The sequence below is a fragment of the Oscillibacter valericigenes genome (assembly GCF_021531435.1).
Lineage (GTDB): Bacteria > Bacillota > Clostridia > Oscillospirales > Oscillospiraceae > Oscillibacter > Oscillibacter valericigenes_B.
On sequence record NZ_JAFBIS010000002.1, the window covers coordinates 192,810 to 211,873 of the forward strand.

Below are 19,064 nucleotides of genomic sequence, written 5' to 3' on the forward strand. Positions count from 1 at the left end.
AACCATTCGTCACACTGAACATTCTGGATCATTGAAGGAGGAAATCGCAATATGATGGATAACAATACCGGCAACAACATTGCCTTTGACGCGATCAAGATCGGCATGGCCTCTCCCGAGCAGATCCTGGCCTGGTCCTACGGCGAGGTGAAGAAGCCCGAGACCATCAACTACCGCACCCTGAAGCCGGAGCGGGACGGCCTGTTCTGCGAGCGCATCTTCGGACCCACCAAGGACTGGGAGTGCCACTGCGGAAAGTACAAGAAGATCCGCTACAAGGGTAAGATCTGCGACCGCTGCGGCGTGGAGGTCACCCGCGCCAAGGTGCGCCGTGAGCGCATGGGCCACATCGAGCTGGCCACCCCCGTCTCCCACATCTGGTATTTCAAGGGCATTCCCTCCCGGATGGGCCTGCTGCTGGACATCAGCCCCCGCATCCTGGAGAAGGTGCTGTACTTTGCCAACTATATCGTCACCGACCCCGGCGAGACCCCGCTGACCAAGAATCAGATCCTCTCCGAGAAGGAGTACCGTGACTACCGCGAGAAGTATGAGGACGATTTCCAGGCCGGCATGGGCGCCGAGGCCGTGAAGAAGCTGCTGCAGGACGTGGACCTGGAGGCTCTGTCTGCCCAGCTCCACGCCGAGCTGAAGGATTCTTCCGGCCAGAAGAAGGCCCGTATCGTCAAGCGGCTGGAGGTCGTGGACGCCTTCCGCATCTCCGGCAACAAGCCCGAGTGGATGGTCATTGACGTTCTGCCCGTCATTCCCCCCGAGCTGCGCCCCATGGTGCAGCTGGACGGCGGCCGGTTCGCCACCTCTGACCTGAACGACCTGTACCGCCGGGTCATCAACCGCAACAACCGCCTCAAGCGGCTCATCCAGCTCAACGCCCCCGACATCATCGTCCGCAACGAGAAGCGGATGCTGCAGGAGGCTGTGGACGCCCTGATCGACAACGGCCGCCGGGGCCGTGCCGTTACCGGCGCCAACAACCGTGCGCTGAAGTCCCTCAGCGACCTGCTGAAGGGCAAGCAGGGCCGCTTCCGCCAGAACCTGCTGGGCAAGCGTGTGGACTACTCCGGCCGCAGCGTTATCGTCGTCGGCCCCGAGCTGAAAATTTATCAGTGCGGCGTGCCCAAGGAGATGGCCGTGGAGCTGTTCCGCCCCTTCATTATGAAGAAGCTGGTGGAGGACGGCACCGCCAACAACATCAAGTCCGCCAAGAAGATGGTGGATAAGGGCGTCACCGAGGTCTGGGATGCGCTGGACGTCATCATCAAGGACCACCCCGTCATGCTGAACCGCGCCCCGACCCTGCACCGCCTGGGCATCCAGGCCTTCGAGCCCGTGCTGGTGGACGGCCGCGCGCTGAAGCTGCATCCCCTGAACTGCACCGCCTTCAACGCCGACTTCGACGGCGACCAGATGGCAATTCACGTGCCCCTGTCCGCTGAGGCCCAGGCCGAGGCCCGCATCCTGATGCTCTCCGCCAACAACCTGCTGCGTCCCCAGGACGGCGGCCCCGTCACCGTTCCCACCCAGGACATGGTGCTGGGCTCCTACTACCTGACCATGGACCGCATGGGCAAGGCGGAGAAGGGCGCCGAGACCATCTGGTGCGACGACCCCGGCGACACCGGCCTGCCCGCCCAGTCCGTGGTGGACGCCGACGAGTTCCTGGCCGCCAACGAAGCCCTGTCCAAGGAGCAAAAGAAGGCCACTTACAAGCCCCTGCACTTCTACGCCAGCGAGGACGAGGCTCTGATGGCCTACAATGAACACGCCATCGGCCCCCACTGCCCCATCCTGGTGCGCCGCACCCTGAATGTGGAGGGCGTGGACTACACCCGCGTGGTGGAGGTCACCCCGGGCCGCATCATCTTCAACCACAACATCCCCCAGGACCTGGGCTTTGTGGACCGCTCCGATCCCGCCCATATCTGTGACTATGAGGTCACCTTCACCTGCGGCAAGAAACAGCTGGGCCAGATCGTGGACCGCACCATCAACAAGCACGGCTTTACCGTGGCTGCCGAGGTGCTGGACGCTATCAAGGCCACCGGCTACCATCACTCCACCCTGGCCGCCATCACCGTCTCCATCGCGGATATGACCATTCCTCCCAAGAAGTACGAGATGGTCGCCGCCTCCGAGCAGGCGGTGCTGGACATTGAAAACCAGTACAAGATGGGCTTCATGACCGACCATGAGCGCTACAAGCAGGTGGTGACGGTCTGGGAGAAGACCACCAACGACGTCTCCGACGCCCTGCAGAAGAACCTGGACCGCTACAACCCCATCTTTATGATGGCGGACTCCGGCGCCCGTGGCTCCATGAAGCAGATCCGTCAGCTGGCCGGTATGCGCGGCCTGATCGCCAATACCGCCGGTAAGACCATCGAAATTCCCATCAAGGCCAACTACCGCGAGGGCCTGACCGCCCTGGAGTACTTCATCTCCAGCCGCGGCGCCCGTAAGGGCCTGGCCGATACCGCTCTGCGTACCGCCGACTCCGGTTACCTGACCCGCCGCATGGTGGACGTCTCCCAGGATGTCATCATCCGCGAGGAGGACTGCCATGTGACCCACGGCATCAAGGTCTCCGAGATCAGCGAGAACGGCCAGGTCATCGAGAAGTTCTCCGACCGTCTGCGGGGCCGCTTCCTGGTGGGCGACATCGTGGACGCCGAGACCGGCGAGGTGCTGGTGCCCAACACGAAGATGATGGACGAGAAGGACGCCAAGATCCTTGAGACCCACAAGTGGGTCCAGAAGAATCCCCGCGCCGGCGACGAGTGCAGCTATGACCCCTCTGTGGACGAGAGCAAGCCCACCGTCATGATCCGCACCGTCCTGACCTGCAAGGCCCACAGCGGCGTGTGCGCCAAGTGCTACGGCATGAACCTGGCCACCCAGCAGCCCGTCGGCCCCGGCGAGGCGGTCGGCATCATCGCCGCCCAGTCCATCGGCGAGCCCGGCACCCAGCTGACCATGCGTACCTTCCACACCGGCGGTCTGGCCGGCGGCGACATCACCCAGGGTCTTCCCCGTGTTGAGGAGCTGTTCGAGGCCCGCAAGCCTAAGCGGATGGCCACCCTGTCCGAGATCGGCGGCAAGGTCCGCTTCGAGGAGGCCAGCAAGGGCAGCCTGCTGAACATCATCGTCACCGCCGACGACGGCGATACCCGCACCTACGCGGTGCCCCACACCGGACTGCAGGTGAAGGACGGCGACACCATCGAGGCCGGCACCCAGCTGACCTACGGCGCCCTGAACCCCCACGACGTGCTCCGCATCCGCGGCGCCGACGCTGTGTACAACTACCTGATCCAGGAAGTTCTGCGCGTGTACCGTCAGCAGGGCGTTGACATCAACGATAAGCACATCGAGATCATCGTCCGCCAGATGATGCGCAAGGTGCGTCTGGAGGACGCCGGCGACACGAAGCTGCTGGACGGCTCCATGGTGGACGTTCTGGAGCTGGACGACGCCAACGAGGAGATCGACCGCCGCAACGCCGCCGGTGAGACCCAGGAGAACGGCGAGCCCCTGCGCCACGCTGTGGGCACCCAGCTGCTGATGGGCATCACCAAGGCGTCTCTGGCAACCGATTCCTTCCTGTCCGCCGCCTCCTTCCAGGAGACCACCAAGGTCCTGACCGAGGCTGCCATCAAGGGCAAGGTGGACCACCTGGTGGGCCTGAAGGAGAACGTCATCATCGGCAAGCTGATCCCCGCCGGTACGGGCCTCCAGGCTTACCACTCCTTCGCCGAGGAGCTGGTGCCCGAGGAAGCGCCGGACCAGAGCGAGGAAGTGCCTGTGTTCGAGGACTGATTTCCCGATTAAAAAAGGAGGACCGCAAGCTGCGGTCCTCCTTTTTCCATGGTTCCCGGATGCGCACCAACAGGGGACTGCGGCAGGGTAGGAGCGCATATGTGCATCAAAAAATGAAAAAAAGGCGGATAAAACGGGCATGATTTGTGAAAGAGGAAAAATAAAAATCCATTTTGCAGAAATGCTTGACGATTGACGAAGGCCATGCTATAATTTTCAACTGCGCGGATGTATTCTGCGAATTTTGCCATGCAATACAGGAGGAAAATCCCCGTGTTGACGGAACTTGCTTCTCAGGAAAAGGTCATCGGCGTGAAGCAGTCCCGTAAAGCGGTCCGGGAAGGACGTGCCAAGCGGGTCTATCTCGCCTGTGACGCGGATCCCGCCATCACCGAACCGGTGGCTGTCAGCTGCGAAGCGGCCGGTATCCCGGTGGAGACGGAGCACACCATGGCCCAGCTGGGCCGCGCCTGCCGTATCACGGTGGGAGCCTCCGTGGTGGCGGTCCTGTGATTTTGGTTTTTTCGGAATAACCCCAGGGTTTTCCGCAAAAAATAAAGGCTGTCCGTAAAAAGCGGGCTGCCAAAAATATGTAAGAAAGGAGAAAATCAATGCCTACTTTTAACCAGCTGGTCCGTAAAGGAAGAGAACAGGCTACCTACAAGTCCACTTCTCCCGCCCTGCAGTTCGGTCTGAACACCCTGAAGACCAAGACCACCGATCTGCCTTCTCCCCAGAAGAGAGGCGTCTGCACCGCCGTGAGAACCGCGACCCCCAAGAAGCCCAACTCCGCTCTGCGTAAGATCGCCCGTGTGCGTCTGACCAATGGCTACGAGGTCACCGCTTATATCCCCGGCGTGGGTCACTCCCTGCAGGAGCACTCCGTCGTCATGATCCGCGGCGGCCGTGTCAAGGACCTCCCCGGCGTCCGTTACCACATCATCCGCGGTACTCTGGATACCCAGGGTGTTTCCGGCCGTATGCAGAGCCGTTCCAAGTACGGCGCCAAGCGTCCCAAGCAGAAGTAAGTTCTGCCAAATTCTGAAAGTTTGCCGAATAGGTTTATATATATAAGTATGTTACCGCTTCGGCAGGCATTCTACGGAAGGCTGAAATATCGCCTTTTGAGTACCTATGAGATCATAGAATTATTATGAAGGAGGGAAGCATAGTGCCCAGAAGAGGTAATGTTCCCAAGAGAGAAGTTCTGCCCGATCCCGTATACGGCTCCGTCCTGGTGACCAAGCTGGTCAACAGCGTCATGCTGGACGGCAAGAAGGGCGTCGCGCAGAAGGTGGTCTACGCGGCCTTCGACCAGATCAAGGAGAAGACCGAGAAGGACCCCGTTGAAGTATTCACCCAGGCTATGGAAAACATCATGCCCAGCCTGGAAGTCAAGGCCCGCCGCGTGGGCGGTGCCAACTATCAGGTGCCCATGGAAGTGCGCCCCGCCCGCCGTCAGACCCTGGGTCTGCGCTGGCTGACCGCTTACGCCCGCGCCCGCAGCGAGCGCACCATGGCCGAGCGGCTGGCCGGCGAGATCATGGACGCCGCCAACAACACCGGCGCCGCCGTGAAGAAGCGCGAGGAAGTCCACAAGGCTGCCGAGGCCAACAAAGCCTTCGCACACTTCCGCTGGTAAGTTAGGAGATACAGTATGCCGAGAAAAACACCTCTTGAAAATACCAGAAATATCGGCATTATGGCTCACATCGATGCTGGTAAGACGACGACTACCGAGCGTATTCTGTACTACACCGGCGTGAACTATAAGATCGGTGAGACCCATGATGGTACCGCTACCATGGACTGGATGGCGCAGGAGCAGGAGCGTGGTATTACCATCACCTCTGCCGCCACCACTTGCTACTGGGAGGGCTCCGCGAAGTTCTTCCCCGAGGGCAAGGGCCGGAAGTTCCCCAAGACCCGTATCAACATTATTGATACCCCGGGCCATGTGGACTTCACGGTGGAGGTCCAGCGCTCCCTGCGCGTGCTGGACGGCAGCGTGACCGTTCTGTGCGCCAAGGGCGGCGTGGAGCCCCAGTCCGAGACCGTGTGGCGCCAGGCCGATAACTACAAGGTCCCCCGCATGATCTACGTCAACAAAATGGACATCATGGGCGCGGACTTCTACAACGTTCTGCGGATGATCGACGATCGTCTGAAGTGCAACGCTGTGCCCATCCAGCTGCCCATCGGCAGCGAGGATACCTTCCGCGGCATCGTGGACCTGATCGAAATGGATGCTGACATCTATTATGACGATCTGGGCAATGATATGCGCGTGGAGCCTATCCCCGAGGACATGGTGGATCTGGCCAACGAGTACCATGAGAAGCTGATGGATGCCGTTTCCATGTTCGATGACGAGATCATGGAGATGTATCTGGGCGGTGAGGAAGTTCCTCAGGAAAAGATCCGGGCCGCTATCCGTAAGGCCACCATCGCAAACGAAATGGTTCCCGTCGTCTGCGGCACCTCTTACAAGAACAAGGGTGTCCAGAAGATGCTGGACGCTGTGGTCGACTATATGCCCTCTCCTCTGGATATCCCCCCCATCAAGGGTGTGAATCCCAAGACCGATGAAGAGGAGGAGCGTCCTTCTGACGACAACGCTCCCTTCGCCGCACTGGCGTTCAAGATCATGACCGACCCCTATGTGGGCCGTCTGAGCTTCTTCCGCGTGTACTCCGGCCACCTGACCACTGGCTCCACCGTGCTCAACAGCGTGAAGAACCAGAAGGAGCGCATGGGCCGCATCCTGCAGATGCACGCCAATCACCGGGAGGATATTGAAGAGGTCTACGCCGGCGACATCGAAGCCGCTGTCGGCCTGAAGAACACCACCACCGGCGATACCCTGTGCGATGAGAAGCACCCTATCATCCTGGAGTCCATGGAGTTCCCAGAGCCCGTTATCCGCGTGGCTATCGAGCCCAAGACCAAGGCCGGTCAGGAAAAAATGACCATGGGCCTGATCAAGCTGGCCGAGGAGGACCCCACCTTCAAGACCTACACCGACGAGGAGACCGGCCAGACCATCATCGCTGGCATGGGCGAGCTGCACCTGGAGATCATCGTGGACCGTCTGCTCCGCGAGTTCAAGGTGGAGGCCAACGTCGGCGCTCCCCAGGTCGCCTACAAGGAGACCATCAAGAAGGCCGTGGATCAGGAGACCAAGTACAAGCGCCAGAGCGGCGGCAGCGGCCAGTACGGTCACGTCAAGATCAAGGTCGAGCCCAACGAGTCCGGCAAGGGTTACGAGTTTATCAACGCCGTCGTGGGCGGCTCCATTCCCAAGGAGTTCATCCCCGCTGTCGACGCCGGTATCCGCGGCGCCCTGAACGCCGGTGTTGTCGCCGGCTTCCCCGTGGTGGACGTCAAGGTCACCCTGTACGACGGCTCTTATCACGAGGTCGACTCCTCTGAAATGGCGTTCAAGATCGCCGGTTCCATGGCCTTCAAGGAGGCTATGCGCAAGGCCGATCCCGTCCTGCTGGAGCCCATCATGAAGGTCAGCGTCATCGCTCCCGACGATTACCTGGGCACCGTCATCGGCGACCTGACCGCACGCCGCGGCCAGATCCTGGGCCAGGAGGCCCGTCCCGGTGCGCAGCAGGTGGACGCTCTGGTGCCTCTGGCCAACATGTTCGGCTACGCCACCGACCTGCGTTCTTCCACCCAGGGCCGCGGCCAGTACACCATGGAGCCCCACAGCTATTGCGAGCTGCCCAAGAGCCTGCGCGATAAGATCGTGGAGACCCGCACCAAGGGCCAGGAGTAATTCGGGTATTGATTTTCCCCGCGATATACTGTAAAATAAGCAATGCTGATTGAATTTCGCGTTGCTGCAAGTTGATTTTGTAAATTGATAGGAGGATTTTCAAATGGCTAAGCAGAAATTTGAAAGAACCAAGCCCCATGTCAACATCGGCACCATCGGTCACGTCGACCATGGCAAGACCACTCTGACCGCCGCTATCACCAAGTGGCTGTCCTATCAGGGCAAGGCTCAGTTCGAGGCTTATGACAGCATCGATAAGGCTCCCGAGGAGAAGGAGCGCGGCATCACCATCAACACCGCTCACGTCGAGTATGAGACCGAGAAGCGTCACTATGCTCACGTTGACTGCCCGGGCCACGCCGACTATATCAAGAACATGATCACCGGTGCCGCTCAGATGGACGGCGCTATCCTGGTCATCGCCGCTACCGACGGCCCCATGGCTCAGACCCGTGAGCACATCCTGCTGGCCCGTCAGGTGGGCGTGCCCGCCATCGTCGTGTTCCTGAACAAGTGCGATCAGGTCGACGACGAGGAGCTGCTGGAGCTGGTCGAGATGGAAGTCCGCGAGCTGCTGGACAAGTACGAGTTCCCCGGCGACGAGATCCCCATCATCAAGGGCTCCGCTCTGAACGCTCTGATCTCCGAGTCCACCGATCCCGCTGCTCCCGAGTATGCCTGCATCAAGGAACTGATGGACGCTGTTGACGATTATATCCCCACCCCCGACCGCAAGGAGGATATGCCCTTCCTGATGCCCGTCGAGGACGTGTTCACCATCTCCGGCCGCGGCACCGTCGCTACCGGCCGTGTGGAGCGCGGTATCCTGAAGCTCAGCGAGGAAGTCGAGATCGTCGGCCTGGCCGAGGAGAAGAAGAAGACCGTCGTCACCGGCATCGAGATGTTCCACAAGCTGCTGGACTACGCTGAGGCCGGCGATAACATCGGCGCCCTGCTGCGTGGTATCGACCGTACCGGCATCGAGCGCGGCCAGGTTCTGGCCAAGCCCGGCTCCATTCATCCCCACACCAAGTTCAAGGGCCAGGTTTACGTTCTGACCAAGGACGAGGGCGGCCGTCACACCCCCTTCTTCAACAACTATCGTCCTCAGTTCTACTTCCGCACCACCGACGTTACCGGCGTCATCACTCTGCCCGAGGGCACTGAGATGTGCATGCCCGGCGATAACGTCGAGATGAGCGTTGAGCTGATCACCCCCATCGCCATTGAGAAGGGCCTGCGTTTCGCTATCCGTGAGGGTGGCCGTACCGTTGGCTCCGGCGCTGTTACCGAGATCGACGAGTAATATCTGCCTAAAAAAGACTGCCGCGAAAGCGGCAGTCTTTTTTTGCCTATTTTTCTCCGCTGGCGGAACGGATCAGTGCTTCCTGAAAGCCGTCTGCTCCAGGGCAGCAGATGTCTCCCGCCACCGGCAGGTCTTCACAAAGATATAAATTGGCCTGGACGCCTTCCGCACGGTCCGGGTAGTTGGTAACGGTGTACGTATACCGGGATACCTGCTTACCCCGGCAGTCGGCCAGATCAAACCCCTGGGCCTTCTGCAGTTCGTTGTATGTCAGGTATGGCTCCGCCAGGGTTTCCGGCAGAAGAAATTGAAGCGTTTCCACCGGCTCCGGCTCCACCTCCCAGCCCAGAGACTGGAGATAGGCCACCCGCTGGGCGTTGTCGGTCAGCTGGGGGGCATCGGTGGAATCCTCTGTTGTCATGCGGCCCATCAGGATAATGAGCGCGGCTATCACGGCCCCCATGACGATCACGGCGGCAACGGCTTTTTTTCGGGAAAATTTGGCGGTCCAGATCAGCATATCGAATCCCTCCTGCCATTTCCTATTCATTTCCGGGGGAGAATATGATAAAATATCCCCAAAGGAGTGAGTGGCGTGGAAATGCAGCGGCTGGACAAGATCATTGCCTCCACGGGAAAGTGGTCCCGGCGGGAGGTCAAGGCTCTGATTCGCCAGGGCCGGGTGCTGGTGGACGGTATCCCCGCGCGCTCCGCCGAGGACAAAACGGACCCGGAGTCGGCGGAAATCACTGTGAACGGCGAGGCGTTGGTCTACCGACGGTATACCTGGGTCATGCTGAACAAGCCCGCCGGGTATCTCTCCGCCACCGAGGACGGCCGGGGCCCAACTGTCCTGGACCTGCTGCCGCCGGAGCTGAAAAAACAGGGTCTGTTTCCGGTGGGGCGGCTGGATAAGGACACGGAGGGCCTGCTGCTTCTGACCAACGAGGGCGGGCTTGCCCACGACCTGCTGTCGCCCCGGCACCACGTGGAGAAGGTCTACTATGCCCAGGTGGCGGGCCGACTGACGGAGGAGGACTGCCGGGCGTTCGCCTCCGGTATGACGCTGGACGACGGCCTTGTCTGCCAGAGCGCCGGACTGGAGATCTTGTCGGCGGGGGAGGAGAGCGAAGCCCATGTCACCCTGCGGGAGGGAAAGTTCCATCAGGTGAAGCGGATGCTGGCGTTTCGGGGAAAGCCGGTGCTGTATCTGGAGCGGGTGCGGATGGGCAATTTGCCCTTGGACCCGTCACTTTCACGGGGAGATTACCGTTTTTTGACACCAGAGGAATTGGAGAGCCTTCGAAGCCTTTAACACAAACAAAGAAAAAGACGAAACTTCACCAAAAAGAACACGACTTTTTTGGTGAAAAAAGAAAAAACATCTTGCATTTTGCCGAAACTGCCGATATAATATAGTCATTGACAAAATGGACAAAAATTTTGAACGTGTGATGATAGGTGAGGAGGACGACCATGTCTGGGAGAATTTTTCAAAACGTGGTGCTGCAGCTGAAGGAAAACACGGATCGAACTGTCGGTGTGATCGACGGAGAAGGCATCGTCATTGCCTGCAGCGAACTGTCCATGATCGGCCAGCGCTGGGCGGAGTATGTACCGGTGGTCAACAATGCCGCCGGCGCTATGACGTCCTCCGACGGCAAGACATTCAAGGCGCTGAACGGCTGGAGCAACCAGTTTGACTACGCCGCGTTCGCCTTTGGCGACAACGAGGTCAGTAAGACCGTCTGCGCCATGGCGACTGTGGCCCTGAACGCCGCCAAGTCCTATTACGAAGAAAAGCATGACCGCGGCTCCTTTATCAAAGACATCATCTCGGATAACATCATGCTGGGCGACATCTACATGCGGGCCAAGGAACTGCGGGTCACCGCCGACGTGCCCCGGGGCGTGTTTGTGGTCCGCTCCCTGAAAAAGGGTGAGTCCGTCCCTACGGATGTGGTCCAGTCCCTGTTCCCCGACCGGCAGAATGATTTCGTCCTCAGCATCGGCGAGGGCGACGTGGTGCTGATCCACCAGATGCCCGAGGGCTCCGGCATCAAGGAGCTGAACAAGATCGCCGCCTCCATTGAGGAGGCGCTCCGCTCCGGCAGCGAGAGCACGGTGGTCGTGGGCGTGGGCACCATCGCCACCCATCTGCGGGACCTGGCCAAGAGCTATAAGGAGGCCAACATCGCCATCGAGGTCGGCAAGGTGTTCGACACCGAAAAGTATGTCATCAACTACGAGAACCTGGGCATTGGCCGCCTGATCTATCAGCTGCCCACCACCCTGTGCGAGATGTTCCTCCAGGAGGTCTTCAAGAAGAACCCCATCGACGCCCTGGACAAGGAGACCCTGTTCACCATCCACAAGTTCTTTGAGAACAACCTGAACGTGTCCGAGACCGCCCGGAAGCTGTTCGTCCACCGCAACACCCTGGTCTACCGGCTGGAGAAGATCAAGAAGCTCACCGGACTGGACCTGCGGGAGTTTGATGACGCCATCACCTTCAAGGTGGCGCTGATGGTCAAGAAGTACCTGACCAGCCGCGGCATCGACTCCTGAGAAAAACTTGGCAATGAAAAGCTCTGGCTTCGGCCGGAGCTTTTTGCTTGCAAAACAGACGGTATAACAAGGGCCAGGTATTCCGCGGCGTATTGCCGGTTTTGCTTTTTTGGCGCCGGGAAAAAGGAAATTCTTCCAAAAACGGAAACATTTTCAGATAGTGGAGCTTGTATATGGCGCAAAAGTGGCTGTAATCAGGCATTCACTTCCGCAAAATCTTGCAAACAGAGATTGCATTGCGGGGGAAAACCGTATATAATGTGATTTACTTAAGAATTATGTCGACCGGCCGACGGGATGCGGAACCGGAGGCCGCCGTGTCTATAAGAGGTGCCTGTATGATTCGTTTGAAAGATGTGGAGATGGAGTACGAAAACGGGACCAGGGCCATCCGGGGCATCACCCTGACCATTGAGGACGGGGAGTTCGTGTTTCTGGTGGGGCCCTCTGGCTCCGGCAAATCCACCATTATCAAGCTGCTGACCGGCGAGGTGGAGCCCTGTGCCGGCCGCATTATGATCAACGGTTTTTCCGTCAGTAATATTTCCGAGCGGCAGATCCCCCTGATGCGCCGGACCCTGGGGGTCATTTTCCAGGATTTCCGGCTGATCGAAAAGAAAACGGTGTACGACAACCTGGCCTTCGTTATGCGGGCTGTGGGGGCGTCCCCCAGCGAGATCAAAAAGCGCATCCCCTATGTGCTGGAGCTGGTGGGGCTGGGCGGCAAGGCCGACCGCTATCCCACGGAGCTCTCCGGCGGCGAGCAGCAGCGTGTGGCCATTGCCCGGGCGCTGGTGAACAACCCCAACACCATCATTGCAGACGAGCCCACCGGCAACCTGGACCCGGAGCGGTCCCTGGAGCTGATGAGCCTGCTGGTGAAGATCAACGAGCTGGGCACCACCGTGGTGGTGGTGACCCACGAAAAGGATCTGGTGGACCGCTTCGGCAAGCGGGTCATCACCATCGACGCCGGCCATGTGGTCAACGACAGCGTGGGCGGCTATGTGGGAGGACACATCCATGGCTAAGCACGATTTCGGATATTTCGCCCATGAGGGCCTTTCCAATATGTTCAGCCACGGGTTCATGTCCTTTGCCGCCATCGGCATCACGGTGGCCTGCCTGCTGATCATGGGCACCTTTACCCTGGTGGCGGTGAACGCCAACGGCCTTTTGAAGGACCTGGAGCAGGAAAATGAGATCCTGGCCTATGTGGATGACACCTATACCGAGCAGGAGGCCAAGGCCCTGCAAAAGAAGCTGGAGGCCATCCCCAACGTGACCTCCGCCACGTACATCAGCAAGCAGCAGGCGACAGCGGATTTTGCCGCCCGGTATCCTGAGGAGCAGCTGTTCCAGAATCTGGACCCGGAAATATTCCGGGACCGCTACGCCATCAAGGTCGCGGACCTGGAGCAGCAGGGCCAGACTGTGGAGAAGATCGAGAATACCCCCGGCATCGCCAAGGTCAACGCCCATGAGGAGATCGCCGGCGGCTTTGTCACCGTCCGCAATGTGGCCACCGTGGTGTGCGTGGCGCTGATCGCCATTTTGTTCGTGGTGTCGGTGTTTATCATCTCCAACACCATCAAGCTGACCACCTTTGACCGCCGGGAGGAGATCGCCATCATGCGGATGGTGGGCGCCACCAACGGCTTCATCCGCTGGCCCTTCGTGTACGAGGGATTCCTGTTCGGCATCCTGGGCGCGGCGGTGGCCTTCTTCCTCCAGTGGGGGCTGTACGAGGCGGTATCCCGGGGCGTGGCGAACAACGATACCCTCCAGCTCATCCATATCATCCCCTTCCAGCAGCTCTGGATCCCGGTGGCGGTGGTGTTTGCCGCGGCCGGCATCCTGATCGGTGTGGGCGGCAGCCTGTCCGCCATCCGCAAATTCCTGCAGGTGTAAGGAGCGCAGCATGAAGACCATGAAACGAATATGCCGTATGCTGGCGGCGCTGGCATTGGCGGTTTGCCTTGTGGGGGCGGAGATGTCCCCGGTGCTGGCGGTGACCCAGGCGGAGATCGACAGCCTGAAAAACGAGGCCAAGGAGCTTGGCGATCAGAAAAAGGAACTGGAGGCCAAACTGAAGGAGCTGGCAAACGACAAGAGCAAGGCTCTGGAGCAGAAGAAGCTCCTGGACCAGCAGATCGACAACACCTCCGCCCAGATCAAGAATGTGGAGACCCAGATCGCGGATTACGCCGACCTCATCACCCAGACGGAGGCGGAGCTGGCGGACGCCGAGGCGCGGGAGGCGGCCCAGTATGAGCTGTTCTGCCAGCGGGTCCGGGCCATGGAGGAGAGCGGCGAGGTCAGCTACTGGTCCGTCCTCTTCGGCGCGTCCAGCTTCACGGATATGCTGACCCGGCTGAACGATGTGAACGAGGTCATGGACGCCGACCAGAAGGTCATCGACGATTTGAAAGACCTCCAGGCGGAGATCACGGCGAAAAAGGAGCAGCTGGAGGACAGCAAGGCCGAGCGGGAGGCTGCCAAGGCGGAGCTTGTCAACAAAAAGTCCGAGCTGGACAAGCAGCGCCAGCAGGCCATCGCGCTGGTGAATGAGATCAACGACAACGAGGAGGAGAACCAGGCCACGCTGGACGCCCTGGATAAGGAGGAGGAGCGCATCCTGGCGGAGGCCCTCCGCAAATCCCGGGAGCTGGCCGCCCAGCAGGCGGCTGCGGGTAAATCCACCCAGTCCAATCCCGGCGGCTACATCTGGCCGGTGGACAGCCGGTACGTCACCTCCACTGTGGGCGGCCGCGCGTCCCCCGGCGGCATCGGGTCCACCAACCACAAGGGCACCGACATCGGTCGGGTGGGCTATACCTCGCCCATCTACGCCGCCAAATCCGGCACGGTCATCGTGTCCCAGTATTCGAGCTCCTACGGCAACTACGTGGTCATCTCCCACGGCAGCGGTAATACCACGCTGTACGGCCACATGAGCAGCCGGAAGGTGGAGGCAGGCCAGTACGTGAACCAGGGCGACGTCATCGGCATCACCGGCTCCACGGGCCATTCCACCGGCCCCCATCTCCACTTTGAGATCACGGAGAACGGCGTGCGCATCAATCCCCTGAACGACGGCGCGGAGCCCCGCAAGGGCTATCTGACAGGTTATACCCTGGCATAAACACATAATTCTCCCTCCCGCTCCATACCATGGGGCGGGAGGGTTGTTTTATGATCGCTTTGCTGGAATGGACCCCGCCGGAGCGGGGCAAACGGAAGAAGTCCGTCACCGTGAAGGAAGAGAGCGTGCTGCACCTGCGGCTCCTGCGAACCGTCGTGCAGCGGGGACCCCGGACGCCGGAGGCCGTTCTGCGCCGCCGGGTGCTGGCGGCGGGAAAGCGCCTGCGGAAGCTGGGGGTCACCCAGGCGGTGCTGCCGGAGGGCTTTTCCTACGGGCAGGAGCTGGCCCGGAATGGCATCCGCCCGGTGTCTACCCTGTCCCTGCGGCGGGCCCTGGCGGCGGACTGGGTGCGCTGGGCACTGGAGGAGAAGGGCCAGAGCCCAGCGGGGGCCCGGGTGGCGGTGTGCGCCGCCCAGCTCACCGGGGAAGTGGTGCGGACCGTGACGGAGCTGTGCCTCCGGCACCGCTACGTCCTGCTGGACCTGCCCTACGGCGGGGAGGAGCTGTGCCGCCAGCTCCGGCGGGAGTACGGCGTGTCGCTGCTGCTGGGGCCGTCCAAAGAGCAGCTGGAGGGAGCGGAGGCCCTGGTGCTGTTTGACCCCCGGACGGATTTGAAGAATCCGACGTCGCTGACTCTGTACGACGAGAGTCAACCCCTGCCGCCCATGGGACTGCCCCCGGCCATGGAACAGAGCCTGCCGGCGGGAGCCGACCGGGGCCAGCTGCTGGCCGCCCTGCGGGAGGCGGGCGTTCTGCGTCCGGGGCAGATCGCCGTTGGCGGAGGGCTATCCCAAGTTTGATGTGTGTTCGTGAATTTTGCCAACTTTTTTGAAAATAGCAAATAATGTGTGTAATATCGAAAAATGAAGAGTTTCACCTTGAATAAGTTGTGTGCTTGAAAAGGAACGCCTCCCCTCGTAGACTTTATACAGGGGAGGTGTTTCTTTATGGGCAGCGCTCATTTCAACTTCATCAATAAAGACAGCCCAGAATATGAGCCGAGCTACGGCAGGACATACACAGAGCGCCAGTACGCTATTTTGTGTGGAAGTATTCCGCTGGAAGAAGTTCGGGTCAATGAACTTACGCTCCTGTCCCGGAAGGCGTTTCAGAATGGGGACATTGATAATTACGAAATCGCTAAAGAGTTGCTAAACAGTAAGCAGTACCCCAATACATATTCCCCGTCATACACAATAGAAGAAGCGAAAGAAATTCTTCAAGCACTGACTCCATGGAAAATAGATTGGGGGGATTCGTCGTGATGGAGTGGGAGAACCCCTTCGACGGGCAGGAAGAAGAATTTGAATTATTTGTTCCTTATGTTCGAGGAACCTATGCTTATCCGTATGCCTCAAGAATCACAGGGCAGGATTATAGGTTTGGGTTTGTGAGAAAATTTCTCCCCCGAGTACGAGGGGAATTGTGTGATTATGGGCGGGAATACAAAATAATGTTACCTCAAAATGGGATATACGAAATCGGAATCAAACGATGGAGTAAAGAGGACCATATGCTTCAATCGAGAGAAGTTCACTGGTATGTTTTGTTTGATTCAGCTATATATGAAATCGAACGAAATGAAGTTCTCTATTATCTTTCCCACCCTTTGAATCAAATAGCAGAATAGTAAAAGGCCCTGTATGCTCCTCTGACTAAGGAAGCACACAGGGCCTTTTCTTATTCATCTGACTCGTTATGATATTTCTGGTAATAAGAAAGCATGGAAACGGGTGGGCGCTTTGGCTGCTCTTCATCAGATTCAAAAATGCCATAGACCGTTTCGTATTTTTCTATGTTGGATGGCATATGACCATTTCCGGTGTAAAGCCCCAAAACGCGTACTGCCATTTTCTTGGTGGTCATAGAGTATGTAACTCTTGGGGCTGCCAAGTGCCAGTATAAAGCCTTGGCTCTAAGTCTGGAGAAACTATATCCATTTCCGACGCGGTTTATTTGTTCAATGAAATGGTTGAGACCCTCTGAAGTGGCATTGGTTTCTGAACAGCCAGCGTCGAAGTAGTTGAAGATTTCCGTATGCCACCGAAGGATAGTATTTTGGAAGGTGCGGAACTCCGAAAACAACTCAGCACTTACGCCATAATTCTTTTCCCACGCCTCAATCTTTTTGGCGCCAGTAGGCGGGACATATTCCATCCATTGATTGCAGGCGGCCTCTGCTGATGCCCGGTCTGTGCAGCTATATATCAATTCAAAACTTTCTTTGAGCAGGCGCAGATGATTGAATTCCGGGAAAGTCTCGCATATGTTTGCCATGGCAGCAATCCGGGACTGCTTCTCCGCCAACTTCTTCTGCCCGAACTTAAACAGATATGTATTCTTCAGAATCAAATCTCGAACATTGCTCAAATACTGCTTCTTCGCCATATCTGTTTCAGACCCGATTCTTGCGCCGATTACATCCATGATTTTGCTTTTGGTGCGGCTGATTTTTACATATAAGTCCTGATACACATGGTATTTGTCAACTATGATTTTAGCACGAGGAAGGCATTCTTGAACATAGTCACGATAACCATTCGACATATCCATGGTGACAATCTGAATGTTCTTGTCGTAATCCACCATGCTTTCAATCGTTTGAATAATATCGTCCCTTTTATTATTTGCCTTCATCTCAAGGAGCTGCCCGGTTTCGTTATCAACAAAGATGGCTCTCATCGCATTTACGATATGCTTTTCATCAATGCCGAGGACTCTGGGAGCGACGATAGGCCCGCGACGCGATTTCAACTCTGAGACGTATTCATCAAATATGGTAGCAATCGTTGTGTCAGAATACCCGTATGCCGCACCCACTTCTACAAAGGGGCGTACAAAAGAATCTCTTTTGATTTGCTCGTTTAAACGCCGTGTCATCTGACGGTTCGGAAGAATGGAATAAAGGTCTCTGGCAAATGTTACACCGCATTCATTGCAGATGTAGCGTGTAGGGGCAAGCAGGATATCAACTTGGGTAATTCCAACATTAACGTCATGAATCGTACGGTTAGCTGCGTGACCATGAACGTCAACGCTGTTGGATTTACAGCACGGGCAAGTCCTTGCTTTGAGAGGAGCGTCTTCGCAATAAAAAACCAGATAAGGAGAGCCATCTTTGGGCTTGTAGCACTCCTTTTCAATAAGCTCTGGAAGATTCAGAGATGGAGTAGGAGAAACGAGTTCCATCTCTTCTAATGAAAAGTCGATTTTCCGGGTATTATCAGCCACAGAGAGTCACCACCAAATCTTCATTTGTGAGAATGATTGCGCCTTACTACTATATTGTGATTATACCACATTTTGCCGTCATAGTCAAAGAAAATCGAATATTTGTTCGATTTTTTGCGGATGCACGCTAAAATTTGACTAAATCAGAAAATTGGGTAAACTGCAATGCAACCCTAAAAAGGGAAATTTAGAAGGAGGTTTTCCAAAATGAGAAAGCTCATGTCTCTCGCTCTCGCATTGGTGATGTCACTGGCACTGGCAGCACCCGCCGCCGCTGCGGATGTCGGAACTTCAGGAAACGCAGGGACGGTCCCTGTAACCATCTCCGCTGAAGCAACGACCTTCAGTGTCACTGTCCCCACCAACATCCCGCTGAACGTCGATGCCAACGCCGCCGTGACCTGCGCCGACAACCTGAAAATCATCAACAACTCCGCCGGACCCGTGGAGGTCACTGCCATCGCCGTGCAGAACGACGCATGGAGTATTGTCAGCTTCAATGGCGGTAATCGTTCCTCTCTCGCCTCCGAGAAGGTGAACTCCAACAAGCTGGGTCTTGCTCTGAAGCCTTCTGGCGGCACGCAGATTGCTACCTCTGACACAGGCAATCAGAACCTCACCCTGCCGGAAGACCAGTGGGTCATCCCTGCGGGCGGAAATCTGCCTTTCGAGTGCGCTGGCATTGCCACGGCGGTCAGTGCATCTGCATCCAATGTGCAGGCTGCCAAGGTGGTATTTACGCTCGCTTGGAAAACAACTGACGTGCGTACATTGAATATTACTAAGGCAGGTTTGGGAGAGGGGCCTTTTGCTACCATATCTTATCGTAAGGGGATGACGTGGGGTGAGTGGGTTGATAGTAGTTATAACACTTATGGATTTGAGTTGTTTACCACGAATGATGACGAAACAATAATAAGATGGAATACGTACTGTTGGTTAGAATATGAAGTTGGTGGTGTCAGTGTCTCACCCGATGATGTAATGGGTGTTGATATAATTATAATTATGGACTAAGACGATACAAATAGTTGTCTATTTTTCTAAATAAGCGATTCTGTAAAAATCGACAAACAGTATGCTGTCAATCCAATCGACCGAGGTTCCAAAATGAATATTCCAGCCCGAGGGAACCGGGAATCCGGTGAAATGGAAACCACGATTCCGGTAGAACGGGAACCGCTGTTCCG

17 protein-coding genes are annotated in these 19,064 nt (G+C 57.6%); 15 read left to right on the forward strand and 2 right to left on the reverse strand.

Annotation, left to right across the window (positions count from 1 at the left end; all coding sequences use genetic code 11):
* Positions 1-51: 51 nt before the first annotated feature.
* From rpoC to tuf, 6 genes are all read left to right on the forward strand, one after another.
* Positions 52-3,837, forward strand: a complete 3,786-nt coding sequence (rpoC, locus tag JQM68_RS02105; protein ID WP_235221258.1) for a DNA-directed RNA polymerase subunit beta' — start codon at positions 52-54, stop codon at positions 3,835-3,837.
* A gap of 273 nt (positions 3,838-4,110) precedes the next feature.
* Entirely contained in the window at positions 4,111-4,350 is a 240-nt protein-coding gene (locus JQM68_RS02110) for a ribosomal L7Ae/L30e/S12e/Gadd45 family protein (protein ID WP_235221259.1), read from the forward strand.
* 98 nt (positions 4,351-4,448) lie between these two features.
* The gene (gene rpsL, locus JQM68_RS02115; protein WP_235221260.1) at positions 4,449-4,865 is read left to right on the forward strand and encodes a 30S ribosomal protein S12; all 417 of its coding nucleotides are present in this window, start codon (positions 4,449-4,451) and stop codon (positions 4,863-4,865) included.
* A gap of 143 nt (positions 4,866-5,008) precedes the next feature.
* Positions 5,009-5,479 (forward strand): 30S ribosomal protein S7, encoded by a 471-nt coding sequence (gene rpsG / locus JQM68_RS02120; protein WP_235221261.1) that lies wholly within the window; start codon positions 5,009-5,011, stop codon positions 5,477-5,479.
* A 15-nt stretch (positions 5,480-5,494) separates the two neighbouring features.
* The gene (fusA, locus tag JQM68_RS02125; RefSeq protein WP_235221262.1) at positions 5,495-7,624 is read left to right on the forward strand and encodes an elongation factor G; all 2,130 of its coding nucleotides are present in this window, start codon (positions 5,495-5,497) and stop codon (positions 7,622-7,624) included.
* A 103-nt stretch (positions 7,625-7,727) separates the two neighbouring features.
* Positions 7,728-8,930 carry an elongation factor Tu gene (gene tuf / locus JQM68_RS02130; RefSeq protein WP_235221263.1) on the forward strand — a complete coding sequence of 401 codons (1,203 nt, stop codon included), beginning with the start codon at positions 7,728-7,730 and terminating at the stop codon, positions 8,928-8,930.
* A 46-nt stretch (positions 8,931-8,976) separates the two neighbouring features.
* On the opposite strand, the gene JQM68_RS02135 is transcribed toward tuf, so the two are convergent.
* Positions 8,977-9,450, reverse strand: coding sequence for a DUF4830 domain-containing protein (locus JQM68_RS02135; RefSeq protein ID WP_235221264.1), 474 nt, complete (start codon positions 9,448-9,450; stop codon positions 8,977-8,979).
* Between the two features lie 81 nt (positions 9,451-9,531).
* On the opposite strand from JQM68_RS02135, the gene JQM68_RS02140 reads away from it, so the two are divergent.
* The 8 genes from JQM68_RS02140 (at position 9,532) to JQM68_RS02175 (ending at position 16,273) form a co-directional block, all read left to right on the forward strand.
* On the forward strand, positions 9,532-10,245 hold the full coding sequence (locus JQM68_RS02140) for a pseudouridine synthase (protein ID WP_235221277.1): 714 nt from the start codon (positions 9,532-9,534) through the stop codon (positions 10,243-10,245).
* A gap of 161 nt (positions 10,246-10,406) precedes the next feature.
* Positions 10,407-11,498, forward strand: a complete 1,092-nt coding sequence (locus JQM68_RS02145) for a PucR family transcriptional regulator (RefSeq protein ID WP_235221265.1) — start codon at positions 10,407-10,409, stop codon at positions 11,496-11,498.
* A 338-nt stretch (positions 11,499-11,836) separates the two neighbouring features.
* Positions 11,837-12,529 carry a cell division ATP-binding protein FtsE gene (gene ftsE, locus JQM68_RS02150; RefSeq protein WP_235221266.1) on the forward strand — a complete coding sequence of 231 codons (693 nt, stop codon included), beginning with the start codon at positions 11,837-11,839 and terminating at the stop codon, positions 12,527-12,529.
* Entirely contained in the window at positions 12,522-13,409 is an 888-nt protein-coding gene (gene ftsX, locus JQM68_RS02155; protein WP_235221267.1) for a permease-like cell division protein FtsX, read from the forward strand. The genes ftsE and ftsX overlap by 8 nt, the downstream gene beginning before the upstream one ends.
* Positions 13,410-13,419: 10 nt before the next feature.
* Positions 13,420-14,643 (forward strand): murein hydrolase activator EnvC family protein, encoded by a 1,224-nt coding sequence (locus JQM68_RS02160; RefSeq protein WP_235221268.1) that lies wholly within the window; start codon positions 13,420-13,422, stop codon positions 14,641-14,643.
* 50 nt (positions 14,644-14,693) lie between these two features.
* Entirely contained in the window at positions 14,694-15,443 is a 750-nt protein-coding gene (locus JQM68_RS02165) for a hypothetical protein (RefSeq protein ID WP_235221269.1), read from the forward strand.
* Positions 15,444-15,590: 147 nt separating this feature from the next.
* Positions 15,591-15,908: a hypothetical protein gene (locus JQM68_RS02170; RefSeq protein WP_235221270.1), complete on the forward strand. Its 318-nt coding sequence runs from the start codon at positions 15,591-15,593 to the stop codon at positions 15,906-15,908.
* Positions 15,908-16,273 (forward strand): hypothetical protein, encoded by a 366-nt coding sequence (locus JQM68_RS02175; protein WP_235221271.1) that lies wholly within the window; start codon positions 15,908-15,910, stop codon positions 16,271-16,273. Before JQM68_RS02170 ends, JQM68_RS02175 begins: the two co-directional genes overlap by 1 nt.
* Before the next feature lie 50 nt (positions 16,274-16,323).
* Here JQM68_RS02175 and JQM68_RS02180 read toward each other — a convergent pair whose 3' ends face one another.
* Positions 16,324-17,874, reverse strand: a complete 1,551-nt coding sequence (locus tag JQM68_RS02180) for an ISL3 family transposase (RefSeq protein ID WP_235221272.1) — start codon at positions 17,872-17,874, stop codon at positions 16,324-16,326.
* Positions 17,875-18,081: 207 nt separating this feature from the next.
* Here JQM68_RS02180 and JQM68_RS02185 point away from each other — a divergent pair, with 207 nt between their 5' ends.
* Complete coding sequence (locus tag JQM68_RS02185) at positions 18,082-18,891, forward strand: hypothetical protein (protein WP_235221273.1); 810 nt, start codon at positions 18,082-18,084, stop codon at positions 18,889-18,891.
* The last annotated feature ends 173 nt before the right edge of the window (positions 18,892-19,064 follow it).

Bases quoted from the DNA above. Each gene is read 5' to 3' on its own strand.
- JQM68_RS02140 (WP_235221277.1), top strand. From the start codon at position 9,532: ATGCAGCGGCTGGACAAGATCATTGCCTCCACGGGAAAGTGGTCCCGG.
- JQM68_RS02145 (WP_235221265.1), top strand. From the start codon at position 10,407: ATGTCTGGGAGAATTTTTCAAAACGTGGTGCTGCAGCTGAAGGAAAAC.
- ftsE (WP_235221266.1), top strand. From the start codon at position 11,837: ATGATTCGTTTGAAAGATGTGGAGATGGAGTACGAAAACGGGACCAGG.
- JQM68_RS02185 (WP_235221273.1), top strand. From the start codon at position 18,082: ATGAGAAAGCTCATGTCTCTCGCTCTCGCATTGGTGATGTCACTGGCA.
- rpsL (WP_235221260.1), top strand. From the start codon at position 4,449: ATGCCTACTTTTAACCAGCTGGTCCGTAAAGGAAGAGAACAGGCTACC.
- JQM68_RS02135 (WP_235221264.1), bottom strand. From the start codon at position 9,450: ATGCTGATCTGGACCGCCAAATTTTCCCGAAAAAAAGCCGTTGCCGCC.
- JQM68_RS02165 (WP_235221269.1), top strand. From the start codon at position 14,694: ATGATCGCTTTGCTGGAATGGACCCCGCCGGAGCGGGGCAAACGGAAG.
- JQM68_RS02160 (WP_235221268.1), top strand. From the start codon at position 13,420: ATGAAGACCATGAAACGAATATGCCGTATGCTGGCGGCGCTGGCATTG.
- JQM68_RS02175 (WP_235221271.1), top strand. From the start codon at position 15,908: ATGGAGTGGGAGAACCCCTTCGACGGGCAGGAAGAAGAATTTGAATTA.
- rpoC (WP_235221258.1), top strand. From the start codon at position 52: ATGATGGATAACAATACCGGCAACAACATTGCCTTTGACGCGATCAAG.
- tuf (WP_235221263.1), top strand. From the start codon at position 7,728: ATGGCTAAGCAGAAATTTGAAAGAACCAAGCCCCATGTCAACATCGGC.
- JQM68_RS02170 (WP_235221270.1), top strand. From the start codon at position 15,591: ATGGGCAGCGCTCATTTCAACTTCATCAATAAAGACAGCCCAGAATAT.
- fusA (WP_235221262.1), top strand. From the start codon at position 5,495: ATGCCGAGAAAAACACCTCTTGAAAATACCAGAAATATCGGCATTATG.
- ftsX (WP_235221267.1), top strand. From the start codon at position 12,522: ATGGCTAAGCACGATTTCGGATATTTCGCCCATGAGGGCCTTTCCAAT.